The following is a 14,853-nucleotide window of genomic DNA, read 5'->3' as shown; positions in this document are numbered from 1 at the left end:
TAAAAATAATGACGTCGCAGCAGAACGTCAGCCTGCCGGATATCAGACAGCGTAATACTGACCAAAACGGTTACTGAGGAAATCAGATAACTTCGTTTGCTCTTGTCGCACCAGTCCACGTTGTGGCAGCTTGCCGCTGACCACCAGATCCACCATCGCGCAGATGCCGGAAGCGGTTGTTAATTGTATGGCAGACAGCAACTGACCATTCACATTCTGAGCATAGATTTTTTTCGCATACGATTCTTGTTCCAGCCGGCCAGCGCGCATACCGACCACGCTGACGAATACCAGCACCACGTCTTGTTTGGTCATAGGAATGGACGTTTCCAGTACATCTTTCAGGATGGGGCGGCGTTCGATTTTGCCGAGTTCCAGATCACGGATCAGCATTTTGACGATGTCGCGATGGCCTGGATAGCGTACGGTTTTGTAATTCAGATTTTGTACCTTGCCCTCCAGACTTTCGCAGAGTGTGCCGAGGCCGCCGGAAGTGTTAAAGGCTTCGTAGTCGATGCCGTCGAGTGAAAAGTGTTCGATTTCTTCGAGCGCCGCGGTTTCACGTAGTTGGCCATCGACGATCGCTTCACAAGGATTGCAGTATTCGTTGATCAGACCGTCAGTGCTCCAGGTCAGATTGTATTTCAGCGCATTGTTCGGAAATGTCGGCAGGGCGCCGACGCGCATGCTGACATCACGCAGGGTGTCGAAACGCTGAGCAACGTCGTTGGCAACGATAGAGATAAAGCCCGGCGCCAGACCACATTGCGGCACAAATGCCGAATGCGCTCCCTCGGCGAGTTGTTTGACGATACGCGTGCTTTCCACATCTTCGGTCAGATCGAAATAGTGCGAATTTGCCTCGCGCGCAGCACCGGCAATAATGGGAGTCAGAAAATAGGGACAAGCGGACAGCGTTACCTGATGACCGCGTATCAGTTCCGTCACCGCAGCTTTGTCGCTCAAATCGGCCTGCACGATGCGGGTGTGTGGAAACGCGGCCTGTTCTACGTACTTCAACCGTTGTGGGTCGCGGTCTGCCACCGTGATTTCGTAGTCGCCGGTGTGCGACAACAGGTTCAGAATTGCGTCGCCGATTTTACCTGCGCCGAGCAGGATGAGTTTGCTTGTCATGATGTTCTCCAAAACCTGATTGATGTTGTAAAAAGGTGCTGGAGCAAGTGTAGATGTAAATTTTGTCAGATAATAGTAGGTAAAATATCGTCAAAATGTAGCAATATAATTCAATATGACGATATATAAAATCAAAATGACGATATGAAGCCTGCGCTCGATGATATTGACCAGAAAATACTGGCCTTGCTGATGGATGATGCACGCACGCCGGTGACGACGATTGCCCGGCAGGTGGCGATTGCGCGCACGACCGTGATCGCCAGAATTGCGGCATTGGAAAAGCGCGGCATTATCGAAGGCTACGGCGTCAGGCTCAGTCATACGATGCGCCAGCCCGCAGTCAGGGCGTATGTAGGGATGTCGGTCGAGGCTAAATGCGCGCCATCGCTGATCCGTCATTTGCAGCAATTACCGGAAACCGAAACCTTGTGCGCGGTTAGCGGAGCGATCGACTACATGCTGACTTTGCGCTGCGATACGACAGAAACACTGGATCGTTTGCTCGATCAGATCGGTGCGATGGATGGGGTGCGGCAGACTTCCACCTCGGTCATCCTGAGTAAAAGGATAGACCGCGCCGCTTTATGATACTGCTGGAGATGAGATACTCCCGGTGAGTATGCTTAAAGAGTCAGCGCCGTTACTTGAGTCCGGCGCGATGGCATAGGGGAGTATCTTACGAAATCAGGGCTTGTTCAGGAATTACTGGATGCTTTAATCTGCGCTTTTTTATCGTAAGCACCGGTTTTTTTCGCGACGTTGTTGTCTGAAAAATGGGTGTTCGACTGCTGCAGGATTTGCAAATGTACCGATGCGCGATCAACGCCACCACGATCAAGCTGTGTCTGAACTTGCGCACTTGCGCTGGCAGAGGCAGATTCCTGAGCGACGTCAACGGTGTTTCTGTCTTGCGGATTCTGCGGAATTGTCATGGATGTCATGGCCAACACGTTGCTGCAAAAGACAGTACCAGCCAGCATAGTGGCTGAAAGCAAACTCAGGAGTAGCGGTTTTTTTAACATGATTACCTGCTGATATGTGAATGCTGCAAACGGAAGTACATGCAACTATAAGGTAAGTGTTGTGACTTGCCAAACAATTTAGTGTAAATTTTTTTTCAGATCGTCAGTATAGTTGCTTACTTATACCAGCAATGCTGGCTTTTTATGCAATTTTGTTCTGGCTTGCTGAATACTTTGATCCTGGCGGTCAAATGCCAGTTTTTCTTCGGCTGTCAGGCGTTTTCCTGTAATTTCCACGGTGTGTACAGTGGATGCGGATTGCGCAAGGTCGAAAGCGATCTTCTGTTGCTCCGTCATTCTCTGGGCTGTTATTGTAACGACAGGAATCAGTGGGTCGCTGATGGCTGTTTGCTGGAATGCTGTTGTCAGTGCGATGGCTGCGGCAAATCCAGCGATGCTGAAGATGCTTAATTGTGAAGTTGTCAGTGATTTCATGGTTGTTCTCCGGTTGTTTGATTGGTGTTGCGATGGTTGTACTGTAAATAACGCCCCAACATATCGCCAGCGGGATGCGATGAAATGCAGAAAGTCAAGGTTAAAGCTAAAAAAACAACGACTGAAATGCGATGACCTGACTGCGATTTTGTGAACCGGGATTAGGAATGACGTTTTACTGGAGGCGATATGCCTGAATTCAGAAGTGCTTGTCTGTGGTTGGTATTGAGTGCATTCCTGCCTGGAATGGCACAAGCACAGACATGGGGAGCGTATCCTGCGATGCCGCCAGCGGTGGTGCAGGCGGTTCAGTCGATCAGAGATAATGCCACCAGTGAAGCGGCAGCCCCTTTTCGCCTGTTTGAACAAACGGAACATGTGCAGATAAAGGATTGGCTGCAACGACAAAATGCACTAACGGATAGTGTGATGGCAAGGCTGGAAGGGCGCGACGCCTTGCTGGCACGTCTGCGCGGACAGATCTTGTCTGAAGTGCCGACTGTTCCCGTCACCGGGAAAGCTGCTGCGATTGAAGATATAGAAAACGCCGACAGCAGGATTTATGTGCAGGCGGGTGCGGATCAGCACAGACGCGTCATTATTCAGAGCAAGGCAGTTGGCGCTGAGCGGGTCTTGTTTCTGACCACAGATAATGAGCAGATACAGCGCTTGTTACCCGCGCCCGACATGAGCAAACTGGGCGTACTGACACAAACTAATAACAATGGTCGTACAGAATTGCATCTCAGCGTCGTCCATATCAGTGAGGGGCGGCTATTGGATGATCGCATTACGCTGGCTGATGATGCTGAAAATAATGCGTTCTGGAAAGCGGATAGCAAGGCAGTTTTTTATACCCGCTCTGCTGATCGCCATAGCAATGGAATTCAGCAGAGAAAAACTGAAATTGCGCAGCACATCATCGGCGAGCCGGTGCGCATTGATAAAGTGATCGTCGGTGCCGGTATGGCAAAACCTGCCCGCTTGTCGTCTGACGACACTGTGCGCATGAGAATCGTACCGGACGCGGCGCTGGTATTCGTTGAAGTGACGCACGCGAACGGTAAAGTAAAAAGCTATTTTTACGCAAAACAAAGTGACGTGACTGGTGTCGGCACAGCCTGGAAATTATTTGCGGCGCCTGCGGATAAAATCGAGAGTCTGGAGTTCGCCGGGGACGCAATTTATCTGCTATCGCGTAAGAAAACGACCAATGGCAGCCTGTTAAAAATCGATTTAAAAACGCTGAAGCTGAATCAGGCAAAGCCATTGGTGAAAGATGGAGCCGCGATCTTGCATGAATTATTCGCAGTAAAAGACGCGGTGTATTGGCATGCGAGTGAAGCGGGCGTGAGTCAATTGCTGAAAGCTGACGCGAATAGCGGGAACATCAGTGCTATCGTTTTGCCTTTGCGGGGACAAGTCAGTGAAATGTCGCTGGAGCCTGCTTCCGGCCAGCTTTCTTTTATTCTGCAGTCTGCCAGTGTTGCACCAGTCAGATATCGTCTTGGTAAAGACGGACAGCTTGTTTCAGTCTTGACCGCAGGTACGGCAGCGCAGCCAACCGCCGGTATTCTGAGTAAAACTTTCTATTTGGCCGCCGCCAATGGTGAGCGTATTCCTTTAACGCTGATTTATCACGCAGGCCTGGAAATGGATGGTAGCCATCCGGCCCTACTGGTGACTGACTATGCTACGCCGCCATTCTTTGCCCCGGGGTTTGATACAAGCAGAATGGCGTGGCTGGAGCAGGGAGGTATTGTAGCGATTGCACAAATGCGTTCTGCAACAAATGATGTTGATAGAAAAGCTGCCAGACTGGCGAAATACACTGCAGCGGACAATAAAAACGACCAAAGTGCGAAGGTGATTCTGGCGGCAGAGTATCTGATCAAGGAGGCTTATACATCACCCGGAAAACTTGCTGCAGAGGAGTTGGACTCCGGCAAGGATGCCGTGATTAAAGCGGCATTGCGTCGCCCGGATTTGTTCGCGGCGGTGCACGTGCATAACGTGCGTAGTGAGGCTTTGCCTACCGCCGATGAAAAAATCACGCCGAAAAAAAATCGCACGACTGCAGTAGAGACGGCATTCGCGTTTGATGAATTGCGTTCTGGCGTGGCTTATCCCGCGATGCTGATATCGGCTGATGCCACTGAGACTGGTGTCCCGCTGTGGATGTCTGCCAAATTAGCCGCTGGCATGCAAATACTCAGTGCCAATAAAAATCGTCCAGTTTTACTGCGAACATCGGCAAAGAGGTCTGATGCTGAAATGCAGACTGCACAGTCAGCACAGTCTGAGCGCGCTGATGCGTGGGCTTTTCTGCTATGGCAGGCCGGAGTTAAGAAGTTCTCTTTGATCGGTAGTAAATAATCGGATAGCGAAAACTTCGCGATCCGATTGTGGGTGCTGCTTATTCCTTGTCAGCAAGCCGCATAGTTTACAGTCACGACGTGAATGGCGAGGCCACCTAATGAGGTTTCTTTGTATTTTGCCTGCATGTCAGCACCAGTCTGACGCATCGTTTCTATTGCATCATCTAAAGTCACTTTGTGCTGACCGTCACCGCGCAACGCCAGTGATGCGGCGGTGATGGCTTTGACGGCACCCATGCCATTGCGTTCTATACAGGGAATCTGTACCAGCCCGCCGATAGGGTCGCAGGTCATTCCCAGATGATGTTCTATGCCGATTTCAGCCGCAGCCTCGATCTGTGCATTAGTACCGCCGAGTGCAGCGGTCAGACCGGCGGCAGCCATCGCGCAGGCGACGCCGACCTCGCCCTGACAACCTATCTCAGCGCCGGAAATAGAGGCATTTTTTTTGCACAACATCCCAATCGCGGATGCAGCGAGCAAAAAGTTACGTATGCCTTGCTCAGGGTTAGATGGCTTACAGTCTTCTGCGTAATAGCGCAACACCGCAGGAATAATGCCGGCGGCACCATTGGTCGGGGCCGTCACAACGCGGCCACCGGCCGCATTTTCTTCATTGACTGCCATCGCGTACAAGCTGACTCTGTGCAAGCCATCATGTGGCAGCACATCAGCGCTGGAATTCGCCGCACGCCATAGATTCGCAGCGCGCCTCTGTACCTGCAAACCACCAGGCAATTCACCACTCATCTGCAAGCCACGGGCGATGCAGGTTTTCATCACCGCCCAGATGTTATCGATACCCGCATTCAACTCTTCGTCACTGCAGTGACAGTTTTCGTTCGCGCGTAACATCGTCGTGATCGACAAACCTGTGCGTTGGCCATGAGCGAGTAAATCTGCCATGGTATTGAATGGGAATGGCACTGGTTTCGTAGTGTTCTTACTCTCTGTGGGAGTGGCTGTTAATTCCTCTTCAGAGTAAATAAAACCGCCGCCGGTAGAGTAGTAAGTTTTTTCAGAAATACTGCCGTCGCTGCGCGTGAGGAAAAATTTGAGACCATTCGGATGGCCGGGTAAGACTTCCTGTTTGAACCAGAGCAGATCGGTTTGCGGATCAAACGCAACGCTGTGCTGTCCGAGTAATTTCAGCTGTCCGGTTTGCTTCAGAATGGCAAGCTTTTCTTCTACGCTTTCTGGCGCGACATCTTGCGGAGTTTCTCCCATCAGGCCGAGCAGCACCGCTTTGTCTGTGGCGTGACCGACACCGGTCAGGGCGAGTGAACCATACAGCGCAACCTGCACATTTGTTGCCAGATGCAGATCGGGTGTTTCCAGTAAAAAACGCCGGCCTGCCAGCATGGGGCCAACGGTATGAGAGCTGGAGGGGCCGACGCCAATTTTAAATAAATCAAATACACGCATGTCCATCGTCGCCACTCCAGTCTCAAATTTTATTTATGCAGCCTTGTCTAATCCTTTGGCTGCTACGGTGATATTTTTCAGCATGTCAGCGACCAACGCATCGAGACCGATGTTCGCCTGCCATTTCCAGTCCTTCTGTGCCTGACTGTCGTCCAGACTTTGTGGCCAGGAAGCTGCAATTGCTTGTCTGCTGTCCGGGGCGTAGTGTATTTCAAATGCAGGCAAATTTTGTTTGATTGCAGCGGCCAATTCACGCGGATTGAAACTTAAACCTGCGACATTATAGGAAGAACGTACAGAAAGTTTGGTCGGGTCTGCATCCATTAGCGAAATCGTGGCGCGGATCGCATCTGGCATATAGATCATCGGCAGCGTGGTTTCTGATTCCAGAAAACACTCATAGGATTCGCCACGCAATGCTGAATGGAAAATCGCAATCGCATAATCAGTAGTGCCGCCGCCTGGTGGAGACTTGTAACTGATGATGCCGGGATAGCGAATGCTGCGGACATCAACGCCATATTTTTCGAAATAATATTCGCACAGACGTTCACCGGCGAGTTTGCTGATGCCGTAGATCGTGCTTGGGTCCATCACCGTGTATTGTGGCGTATTGACCGGCGGTGTGTTCGGGCCAAACGCGGCGATGGAGGAAGGCCAGAATATTTTCAGTGGTTTTCCGGCTTCACCTCGGATGCGGGCGATTTCCAGAATATTCAGCAAACCATCCATGTTCAGTTCCCAGGCTTTCAGCGGCGCTTTTTCGCCGGTTGCCGATAACAGTGCTGCCAGTTGATAAACCTGCGTGATGTTGTACTGTTCTATCACTTCGCTGATACGGGCTGCATTCAGTACGTCGATGATTTCATAAATTTTTGCGCCGTACAGGCTGGCGTGGCTGATATCGGCCGCCACCACGTTGTCTGCGCCATGCTGCAGTGCGAGCGCTTCAACCAGCTCACTACCGATCTGACCGTTGGCGCCAATGACTAATATTTTTTCCATGTCCATTCCTTATTTAATCAGACCCAGTTCGCGGCCAGCTTGTGCAAAAGCAGCGAGTGCGGTGTTGAGTTGTTCTGTTGTGTGTGCGGCAGATAGCTGGACGCGGACCCGTGCTTGTCCCATTGGCACGACCGGATAGAAGAAGCCGGTGACAAACACGCCGAGCTCATACAAGCGAGCGGCAAATTTTTGCGCAACTGGCGCATCGAACAGCATGACCGGAACGACAGGGTGCGTACCCGGTTTAATCGTGAATCCAAGCGAGACGATTTCGCGGCGGAAGTGCTCGGTATTCGCATGCAGACGGTCGCGCAACTCGGTTGAAGAAGATAGTCGTTGCAATACCGATAAAGAGGCACCGGCGATTGAGGGCGCAAGCGTATTCGAGAACAGGTAAGGGCGTGATTTCTGACGCAGGGTGTTGATCACTTCTTTGCGTCCCGCTGTAAAGCCACCCATCGCACCGCCCAATGCTTTGCCCAGCGTGCCAGTGATGATGTCGATGCGCCCGATCACATTGTGATGCTCATGCGTACCGCGACCGGTCTTACCCATGAAGCCGGAGGCATGGCACTCGTCTATCATCACCAGTGCATCATATTTATCCGCCAGTGCACAGATTTTATCGAGCTGGGCAATCGTACCGTCCATCGAAAATACACCGTCAGTGACGATGATACGATGGCGTTTATCAGCAGCAGCCTGCAGTTGCGTTTCCAGATCAGCCATGTCGTTATGTGCATAGCGATAACGTGCCGCCTTGCATAAACGGATGCCGTCGATAATCGATGCGTGATTCAGTGCGTCGGAAATGATGGCGTCATTTTCATCAAACAGGGGTTCAAACACACCGCCGTTAGCGTCGAATGCGGCAGCATACAAAATGCAATCTTCGGTACCGAGAAATTCTGCGATCGCTTTTTCCAGCTGCTTGTGTACCGTTTGCGTGCCGCAGATGAAACGTACCGACGACAAGCCATAGCCAAATTGTTCTGTTGCAGCAATGGATGCCTGCACCATCGCTTCGTCGCCAGATAGACCCAGATAGTTATTTGCGCACAGGTTAATTAACTGGCGACCATCGTCGCAAGTGACAACCGCACCCTGACGCGACGCAATCACGCGTTCTGATTTGTACAAACCTTGCTCGCGTAAATTGTTCAGATTTCCCGCTAAATTGCTGATGAAGTGTTGTCTGGATGTAGTCTGGCTCATGATAGTCTCGGTAATTGCTGCGGCTGACGGGTTTCTGCTGTTAGACTGAAAAAAGAAAGTTTTTTTAACTTATTTAGAATAAATTGAAAAATTCAATATCTAGAACATAAATTCGATATATCGAATATTAAGCATTAATTTTTAATGATGCAAGAGCCTTTATGAAAAAAGTTTTATCAAATACACCGCCGGAAGTAGGCGCAACCTTGCAGAAATTGCGTCTCGACCGCGGCCTGACGCTGGAAGATTTGTCGCGTACCGCGGGTGTTTCCAAATCGATGCTATCGCAAATTGAACGTGAAAAAGCGAACCCCACCATTGCTGTTGCATGGCGACTGGCAAATGCACTGGGTGTGACGATGGCTGAGCTGTTGTCGTCGGAAGTGCCGCAGCAGGATGTAATCCGTTTGCTGGAGTCACACGAAACACCGACACTCTCCGGTGAACACGCTGGCTATGTTTTACGGATTCTTGGCCCTATGGATCTGGCCGGTAAATATGAATGGTACGAGTTAATGCTGGCACCCGGCGGGGCCTTGGTATCGAATCCGCATGATCCAGGCACGACTGAACATCTGACGGTGCTGCAGGGCAGTGTCGAAATTGAAGTGGACAACACACGCAAGAAAGTTAAAGTCGGTGCCACGGCCCGTTACGAAGCCGACAAAAGTCACGCCATCAGAAACACTGGTAAGACTGAAGCAAAAGCGTTGATGGTGGTGATACATCGTTGATGCAGCACCTTGCCAGCTATTGTTGAGAGTGTTACAGCAAGAGCGCCGCGTTGCACTGCCGATTTACCGCTGGTTTGCGGACATTGATAACGGGCGCTTTGTGAATTGACCTGATCAGAAATTTTCCTCATCAGAGCGGTAGCGCAGGTGGTCAAAAAAATAAATTTTAGTAACAAAATGCAATATTGATCTGGATCAAAGCGCTTACTTTGATAAGCTCAGGCCATATTATTGAAAAAGCATTTTTAAACAGGAGTGTTGTATGTCGCAAACGCAACCGGGGTGGTTTGCTAAAGAGCGCACGATCGCAGGCGAGGGTTTTAACCGCTGGTTGGTGCCGCCAGCCGCATTAGCGATACATTTGTGCATAGGCATGGCGTATGGCTTTTCGGTGTTCTGGTTGCCTTTGTCGCGTGCCATCGGGATTAAGAATCCGGTCGCCTGTCCGCAGGATATGAGTTTGCTGGCTGAGTTGTTCGCCAGCGATTGCGACTGGCGTATTTCTACTTTGGCGTGGATGTACACCTTGTTTTTTGTGTTTCTCGGCAGTTCGGCCGCCTTATTCGGTAAGTGGCTCGAGCATGCCGGGCCACGCAAGGCAGGCATCGTGTCTGCACTCTGCTGGTGTGGTGGTCTGGTCATTTCTGCTTTTGGTATTTATATCCATCAAATGTGGCTGATGTGGCTGGGTGCCGGTGTGATCGGCGGTATCGGACTGGGTCTTGGCTACATTTCGCCGGTCTCTACTTTGATTAAATGGTTTCCTGATCGTCGCGGTATGGCAACGGGCATGGCGATTATGGGTTTTGGTGGCGGCGCGATGGTGGGAGCTCCGCTGGCCGACTGGCTGATGCGTTTCTATACGACGCCGGTGTCCGTCGGTGTATGGGAAACCTTCCTGACGATGGCGGCGATTTACTTTGTCTTTATGCTTGCCGGTGCTTTTGCTTATCGCGTACCAGCTTCCGGTTGGGCACCTGCAGGCTGGGCGCCAGCGGCGACCCAGATCAGCAATGTCATGATTACCAGTCGCCATGTTCATCTGGAAAAAGCGTGGAAGACGCCACAATTCTGGCTGATATGGAGTGTGCTGTGCCTCAATGTTTCTGCGGGGATTGGCATCCTGGGTATGGCATCGCCATTATTGCAGGAGGTGTTTGGCGGTAAGTTGATTGGTGTTGACGTTGCTTTCAATGATCTGACCGCGGCACAAAAAACGCAGATCGCAACCATTGCAGCAGGCTTTACCGGTTTGCTGTCCTTATTCAATATCGGTGGGCGGTTTTTCTGGGCTTCGTGTTCCGATTACCTGGGGCGCAAGGCAACTTATTTCATTTTCTTTGTTCTTGGGTTCGTTTTGTATGCGTCCATCCCCAGTGCTGGTAAGACTGGCAGCATGGCGCTGTTTGTGCTGGCGTTCTGCATAATTTTATCGATGTACGGCGGCGGATTTGCTACGGTACCTGCATATCTGGCAGATATGTTTGGCTCGCAAATGGTGGGTGCAATTCATGGCCGCTTGCTGACGGCATGGGCAACGGCTGGTGTGCTGGGCCCTTTGCTGATTACGTATATCCGCGAATACCAGATTGCTCAAGGCGTACCAAAAGCACATGCTTACGACGTCACGATGTATATCCTCGCCGGATTGTTGGTGCTTGGTTTTGTCTGCAATTCAATGATAAACCCCGTGGAGCCGGAGAATTTCATGAGTGATGAAGAGCTGGCATTGGAACGTAAGCTCGCGCATGATCGCAGCGTTACCGTTACTGACAACGGCGTTGCCCCGGTTGCCAGCGTATCCAGCCATCCTGTCTTGCTGATTGCCGGATGGGCGGCGGTCGGCATTCCTATGTTGGCAGGAATCTGGATCACCTTTCAGAAAGCCATTGTGCTGTTTAAGTAACGGATAGTCACAGAGGTTCTGATGGATAAAAAGGTCATACAAGTCTATACCCAGCCTGCCGGTGGCTGGGGTGCTCTGAAAAGCGTGGCGCAACAAATTCTTGAGCAAGGAAATCCTGCCAAGGGCGCACGCACGCTGTTATCCGCGAATCAGCCTGATGGATTCGATTGTCCCGGCTGCGCGTGGCCGGATGCCGATCACACATCGACGTTTGAATTTTGTGAAAACGGCGCCAAGGCGGTTGCTGCGGAGTCAACCGCGCGACGAGCCACGCCGGACTTGTTTGCTGACTACACCGTGACCCAGCTTGCTGAAAAAACGGATCACTGGCTGGAAGCGCAGGGGCGTCTGACACATCCACTGGCTTATGACAGGGTTAGCGATAAGTATCTGCCGGTGTCGTGGGATACCGCGTTTGAATTAATTGCCATGCATTTGCGTGCTCTGCCGACGCCAGACGATGCGATTTTTTATACCTCTGGTCGTACCAGTAATGAGGCCGCATTTTTGTATCAGCTGTTTGTGCGTGAATTCGGTACAAATAATTTTCCTGATTGTTCCAACATGTGTCACGAACCTTCCGGATATGCGATGCGTGAGGCCATCGGAACTGGCAAGGGTACGGTGCTATTAGCTGATTTTCAGAAAGCAGATGCCATTCTGATTTTTGGACAGAATCCCGGCACCAATCATCCGCGTATGCTTGGTGAGTTACGCGCAGCAGCAAAGCGTGGCGCCGCGATCATGTCATTCAATCCTTTGCGTGAACGTGGTCTGGAAAAATTTCAGAATCCGCAAGATATGTCTGAGATGCTGGGCGGCAAAGTAACGACAATTTCCTCGGATTATTTTCAGCTCAACATTGGTGGTGACCTCGCCGCCGTTAAAGGCATGATCAAGTGTGTGCTGGAGGCTGATATCGTCGCGCAGGCCAATGCTCAACCGCGTGTGATCGATGTCGCGTTTATTGCAGAGCATACGGCGAATTTTGAAGTTTTTGCGGCGGATGTGCTGGCCGAGTCCTGGGATGTAATCGTCAGCGAGTCCGGTCTGGATCGCACGCAGATACAACGTGCTGCTGACAGTTACATGGCGGCAGGCAAGGTGATCGCGTGCTGGGGAATGGGAATCACGCAGCATAAGCATTCGGTGGCGACGATACAGATGATATTGAATCTGCTGCTGTTGCGCGGCAATATCGGCAGGCCGGGTGCCGGCCCATGTCCTGTGCGCGGGCACAGCAATGTGCAGGGCGATCGCACAATGGGCATCAATGAAAGACCGAAGCGGGCTTTTCTTGAACGTCTTGGTAAAGCGTTTGATTTCGCTCCGCCGCTGGAAGATGGTTACGACACTGTCAGCGCAATTCAGGCGATGCTGGATAGCCCCGATAAAGTGTTCTTTGCCATGGGCGGTAACTTTGCCACGGCGACGCCGGATACACCATTGACCCATCGCGCTTTGCAAAACTGCGCGCTGACCGTGCATGTCACAACCAAGCTCAATCGCAGTCATCTGGTTTGTGGTCGCGAGGCATTGATTTTGCCTTGTCTTGGTCGCACTGAAATCGATATTCAGGCCAGCGGGCCGCAAGCGGTGACGGTGGAAGATTCGATGAGCATGGTGCATTTGTCGTCTGGCATCAACCCACCGGCATCGCCAGATTTACTATCGGAACCCATGATCGTAGCGCGGCTGGCGATGGCAACTTTAGGTGAAAAAAGTAACACCGATTGGATGGGGCTAGTTGCTGATTACGACCGCATCCGCGACAAAATCGCGCTGGTATTTGATGAGTTTGCCGACTTTAATGCGCGCGTTAAAGCGCCGGGCGGATTTCATTTGCGGAATTCTGCTGGTGAGCGGGAATGGCTGACCACATCGGGGAAAGCCAATTTCTATGCGCATCCGGTACCGACTGATCTGCCAATTCATCAGGCGCGTGAGCAGCGTGATTCGCCGGTATTTAACCTCGCAACGATGCGCTCTCACGATCAGTACAACACGACCATTTATGGTTTGAATGATCGCTATCGCGGCGTGTTCGGCGAGCGTCGCGTTTTATTTATTCATGCGGAAGATATCGCTGCCATCGGCATGCAGGCGGGTGACTGGGTGGATATCGAAAGCCTGTCTGACGATGGCATCCGGCGTCAGGTAAAGCGCTTTATGCTGGTCGAATACAATATTCCGCGTGGTTGTCTGGCGGCTTATTTCCCTGAAACGAACGGGCTCGTTCCACTCTCCAGTTTTGCAGATCACGCCCGCACGCCGACCTCTAAATCGATCCCTGTGATCTTACATCCGCATCTGGCTGGCAATGAATAATGAACCGGTATTGTTGCGTCCGGCATCGTCAACCTTGGTTGATGCTTTACTACATGAGCTGGCATTGAGCAGTACCCCCGTTCCCGTCCTGCGTCTGACCAAGCGCTTACGTGTGCGCCTGAGCAGCTTGCTGCGTTGCGTCGCTTATCTGGGTGAGGACATTATCGCTGGCAACCCCGGCCCCGGTTGGGTGCAGTTACATCAGGATGGCGACAGAACTTTGTTGAGCCTGACACAAAAAGGTCGTGATAAATGGCAACAGGAACGCTGAATCCGCCGGATATATTTGCGCGCGGCAGCCGTGAAATGACTGTGGACCAACATAAGTTTGCCGATGGATGGTTCTTGCAAACCAGCGACAGTATTGCTGAGGAAGTGCCGGTTGCGCTGGTCTTTAATGGCATTTCACATGCGGTGATGATGGCGACGCCGCTGGATCTGGAGGATTTTGCGATCGGCTTCAGTCTGGCAGAGCGTATCGTCGATCAGCCTTCGGAGATTTACGATATTGTGGTGGTCAGCAATACCGCGATACTCGGCATTGAATTGCAGATACAGATCGCCTCTCAATGTTTTGTCAGACTCAAAAATAAACGTCGCAGCCTGTCGGGCAAAACCGGCTGTGGCTTGTGCGGTCTTGAAAGTTTGCAGTCATTGGATCTTGCCACGCCGCGTCTGAATGCTGATCATCGTGTGAGTAAAGCAGCACTGGCCAAAGCGTTTGGGCAACTCAGCAGCAAGCAGGTACTGAATGCCGCTACAGGCTCTATGCATGCAGCCGCATGGGCTGATCTGGACGGCGACATCCTTTGCGTGCGGGAAGATGTCGGTCGCCACAATGCGCTGGATAAACTGATCGGTGCATTGCGTTGTGAGCGCGGTGAGGTTGCCGATATTCGTGATTCTGTTGCGGGAAACGCATTGGCAGCCGGTTTCGCGATCATGAGCAGCCGCGCCAGTTACGAGTTGCTGCAGAAATCGGCGCGTGCGGGCATCAGTATACTGGCGACGATTTCTGCCCCGACCAGCTTAGCCATCAGCATGGCGGAATCAGCCGGTATCTGTCTGATCGGTTTTGTCCGCGAACATGGCTTTGTTGTGTACACCCATCCGCAACGCCTGCAAGCTGGAAGTGCATGATGCTGTTGCATTGTAAAACTGTACTTAGCTGTTACGGCAGTTCATCGTCTGATTCGTGTTACTGACTGCCGCACCGTAACAACGCCAGACTTACTTTCATTCGTTTTGCCTGGGTTTTGAGGGGGTAA

The 14,853-nt window shown here is 51.6% G+C and carries 13 protein-coding genes; 7 read left to right on the top strand and 6 right to left on the bottom strand.

What is annotated here, in order from left to right; genetic code table 11:
• Positions 1-42: 42 nt before the first annotated feature.
• Entirely contained in the window at positions 43-1,134 is a 1,092-nt protein-coding gene (locus tag H8K38_RS04420; protein WP_186883593.1) for a saccharopine dehydrogenase family protein, read from the bottom strand.
• A gap of 144 nt (positions 1,135-1,278) precedes the next feature.
• Between H8K38_RS04420 and H8K38_RS04415 the strand changes: the two genes are divergently transcribed.
• Entirely contained in the window at positions 1,279-1,725 is a 447-nt protein-coding gene (locus H8K38_RS04415; protein WP_186883592.1) for an Lrp/AsnC family transcriptional regulator, read from the top strand.
• A 107-nt stretch (positions 1,726-1,832) separates the two neighbouring features.
• Here the strand turns inward: H8K38_RS04415 and H8K38_RS04410 are convergent, their stop codons facing one another.
• Both H8K38_RS04410 and H8K38_RS04405 read right to left on the bottom strand, forming a co-directional pair.
• On the bottom strand, positions 1,833-2,078 hold the full coding sequence (locus H8K38_RS04410; protein ID WP_186883591.1) for a hypothetical protein: 246 nt from the start codon (positions 2,076-2,078) through the stop codon (positions 1,833-1,835).
• 201 nt (positions 2,079-2,279) lie between these two features.
• Positions 2,280-2,594, bottom strand: a complete 315-nt coding sequence (locus H8K38_RS04405) for a hypothetical protein (protein ID WP_186883590.1) — start codon at positions 2,592-2,594, stop codon at positions 2,280-2,282.
• 189 nt (positions 2,595-2,783) lie between these two features.
• Here H8K38_RS04405 and H8K38_RS04400 point away from each other — a divergent pair, with 189 nt between their 5' ends.
• Complete coding sequence (locus H8K38_RS04400; RefSeq protein ID WP_186883589.1) at positions 2,784-4,970, top strand: prolyl oligopeptidase family serine peptidase; 2,187 nt, start codon at positions 2,784-2,786, stop codon at positions 4,968-4,970.
• Positions 4,971-5,020: 50 nt separating this feature from the next.
• On the opposite strand, the gene H8K38_RS04395 is transcribed toward H8K38_RS04400, so the two are convergent.
• Genes H8K38_RS04395 through kbl form a run of 3 tightly spaced genes read right to left on the bottom strand, consistent with a single transcriptional unit; the run spans position 5,021 to position 8,617 of the window.
• Positions 5,021-6,403 carry an L-serine ammonia-lyase gene (locus H8K38_RS04395; protein ID WP_186883588.1) on the bottom strand — a complete coding sequence of 461 codons (1,383 nt, stop codon included), beginning with the start codon at positions 6,401-6,403 and terminating at the stop codon, positions 5,021-5,023.
• Between the two features lie 27 nt (positions 6,404-6,430).
• A complete protein-coding gene (locus H8K38_RS04390) occupies positions 6,431-7,402 on the bottom strand; it encodes an NAD-dependent epimerase/dehydratase family protein (RefSeq protein ID WP_186883587.1) in 972 nt (323 codons plus the stop codon).
• A 9-nt stretch (positions 7,403-7,411) separates the two neighbouring features.
• Positions 7,412-8,617 (bottom strand): glycine C-acetyltransferase, encoded by a 1,206-nt coding sequence (gene kbl, locus H8K38_RS04385; RefSeq protein ID WP_186883586.1) that lies wholly within the window; start codon positions 8,615-8,617, stop codon positions 7,412-7,414.
• Between the two features lie 161 nt (positions 8,618-8,778).
• On the opposite strand from kbl, the gene H8K38_RS04380 reads away from it, so the two are divergent.
• From H8K38_RS04380 to fdhD, 5 genes are all read left to right on the top strand, one after another.
• Positions 8,779-9,351 carry a helix-turn-helix domain-containing protein gene (locus H8K38_RS04380; protein WP_186883585.1) on the top strand — a complete coding sequence of 191 codons (573 nt, stop codon included), beginning with the start codon at positions 8,779-8,781 and terminating at the stop codon, positions 9,349-9,351.
• 262 nt (positions 9,352-9,613) lie between these two features.
• Positions 9,614-11,257 (top strand): OFA family MFS transporter, encoded by a 1,644-nt coding sequence (locus tag H8K38_RS04375; RefSeq protein ID WP_186883584.1) that lies wholly within the window; start codon positions 9,614-9,616, stop codon positions 11,255-11,257.
• 21 nt (positions 11,258-11,278) lie between these two features.
• On the top strand, positions 11,279-13,585 hold the full coding sequence (locus H8K38_RS04370; RefSeq protein WP_186883583.1) for an FdhF/YdeP family oxidoreductase: 2,307 nt from the start codon (positions 11,279-11,281) through the stop codon (positions 13,583-13,585).
• A complete protein-coding gene (locus tag H8K38_RS04365; RefSeq protein WP_186883582.1) occupies positions 13,578-13,856 on the top strand; it encodes a hypothetical protein in 279 nt (92 codons plus the stop codon). Before H8K38_RS04370 ends, H8K38_RS04365 begins: the two co-directional genes overlap by 8 nt.
• Positions 13,838-14,725 (top strand): formate dehydrogenase accessory sulfurtransferase FdhD, encoded by an 888-nt coding sequence (fdhD, locus tag H8K38_RS04360; RefSeq protein ID WP_186883581.1) that lies wholly within the window; start codon positions 13,838-13,840, stop codon positions 14,723-14,725. Before H8K38_RS04365 ends, fdhD begins: the two co-directional genes overlap by 19 nt.
• Positions 14,726-14,853 lie beyond the last annotated feature (128 nt).

Origin of the sequence: Undibacterium sp. FT79W (genome assembly GCF_014284215.1) — a bacterium.
GTDB lineage: Bacteria > Pseudomonadota > Gammaproteobacteria > Burkholderiales > Burkholderiaceae_D > Undibacterium > Undibacterium aquatile.
Note: the sequence above shows the minus strand (reverse complement) of the source record. Positions and strands in the feature narration are given on the sequence as shown.

Excerpts from the sequence above, each read along its gene's own strand:
- H8K38_RS04380 (WP_186883585.1), top strand. The coding sequence starts at position 8,779 with ATGAAAAAAGTTTTATCAAATACACCGCCGGAAGTAGGCGCAACCTTG.
- H8K38_RS04390 (WP_186883587.1), bottom strand. The coding sequence starts at position 7,402 with ATGGAAAAAATATTAGTCATTGGCGCCAACGGTCAGATCGGTAGTGAG.
- fdhD (WP_186883581.1), top strand. The coding sequence starts at position 13,838 with ATGGCAACAGGAACGCTGAATCCGCCGGATATATTTGCGCGCGGCAGC.
- H8K38_RS04365 (WP_186883582.1), top strand. The coding sequence starts at position 13,578 with ATGAATAATGAACCGGTATTGTTGCGTCCGGCATCGTCAACCTTGGTT.
- kbl (WP_186883586.1), bottom strand. The coding sequence starts at position 8,617 with ATGAGCCAGACTACATCCAGACAACACTTCATCAGCAATTTAGCGGGA.
- H8K38_RS04415 (WP_186883592.1), top strand. The coding sequence starts at position 1,279 with ATGAAGCCTGCGCTCGATGATATTGACCAGAAAATACTGGCCTTGCTG.
- H8K38_RS04405 (WP_186883590.1), bottom strand. The coding sequence starts at position 2,594 with ATGAAATCACTGACAACTTCACAATTAAGCATCTTCAGCATCGCTGGA.
- H8K38_RS04375 (WP_186883584.1), top strand. The coding sequence starts at position 9,614 with ATGTCGCAAACGCAACCGGGGTGGTTTGCTAAAGAGCGCACGATCGCA.
- H8K38_RS04410 (WP_186883591.1), bottom strand. The coding sequence starts at position 2,078 with ATGACATCCATGACAATTCCGCAGAATCCGCAAGACAGAAACACCGTT.
- H8K38_RS04400 (WP_186883589.1), top strand. The coding sequence starts at position 2,784 with ATGCCTGAATTCAGAAGTGCTTGTCTGTGGTTGGTATTGAGTGCATTC.
- H8K38_RS04370 (WP_186883583.1), top strand. The coding sequence starts at position 11,279 with ATGGATAAAAAGGTCATACAAGTCTATACCCAGCCTGCCGGTGGCTGG.
- H8K38_RS04395 (WP_186883588.1), bottom strand. The coding sequence starts at position 6,403 with ATGGACATGCGTGTATTTGATTTATTTAAAATTGGCGTCGGCCCCTCC.
- H8K38_RS04420 (WP_186883593.1), bottom strand. The coding sequence starts at position 1,134 with ATGACAAGCAAACTCATCCTGCTCGGCGCAGGTAAAATCGGCGACGCA.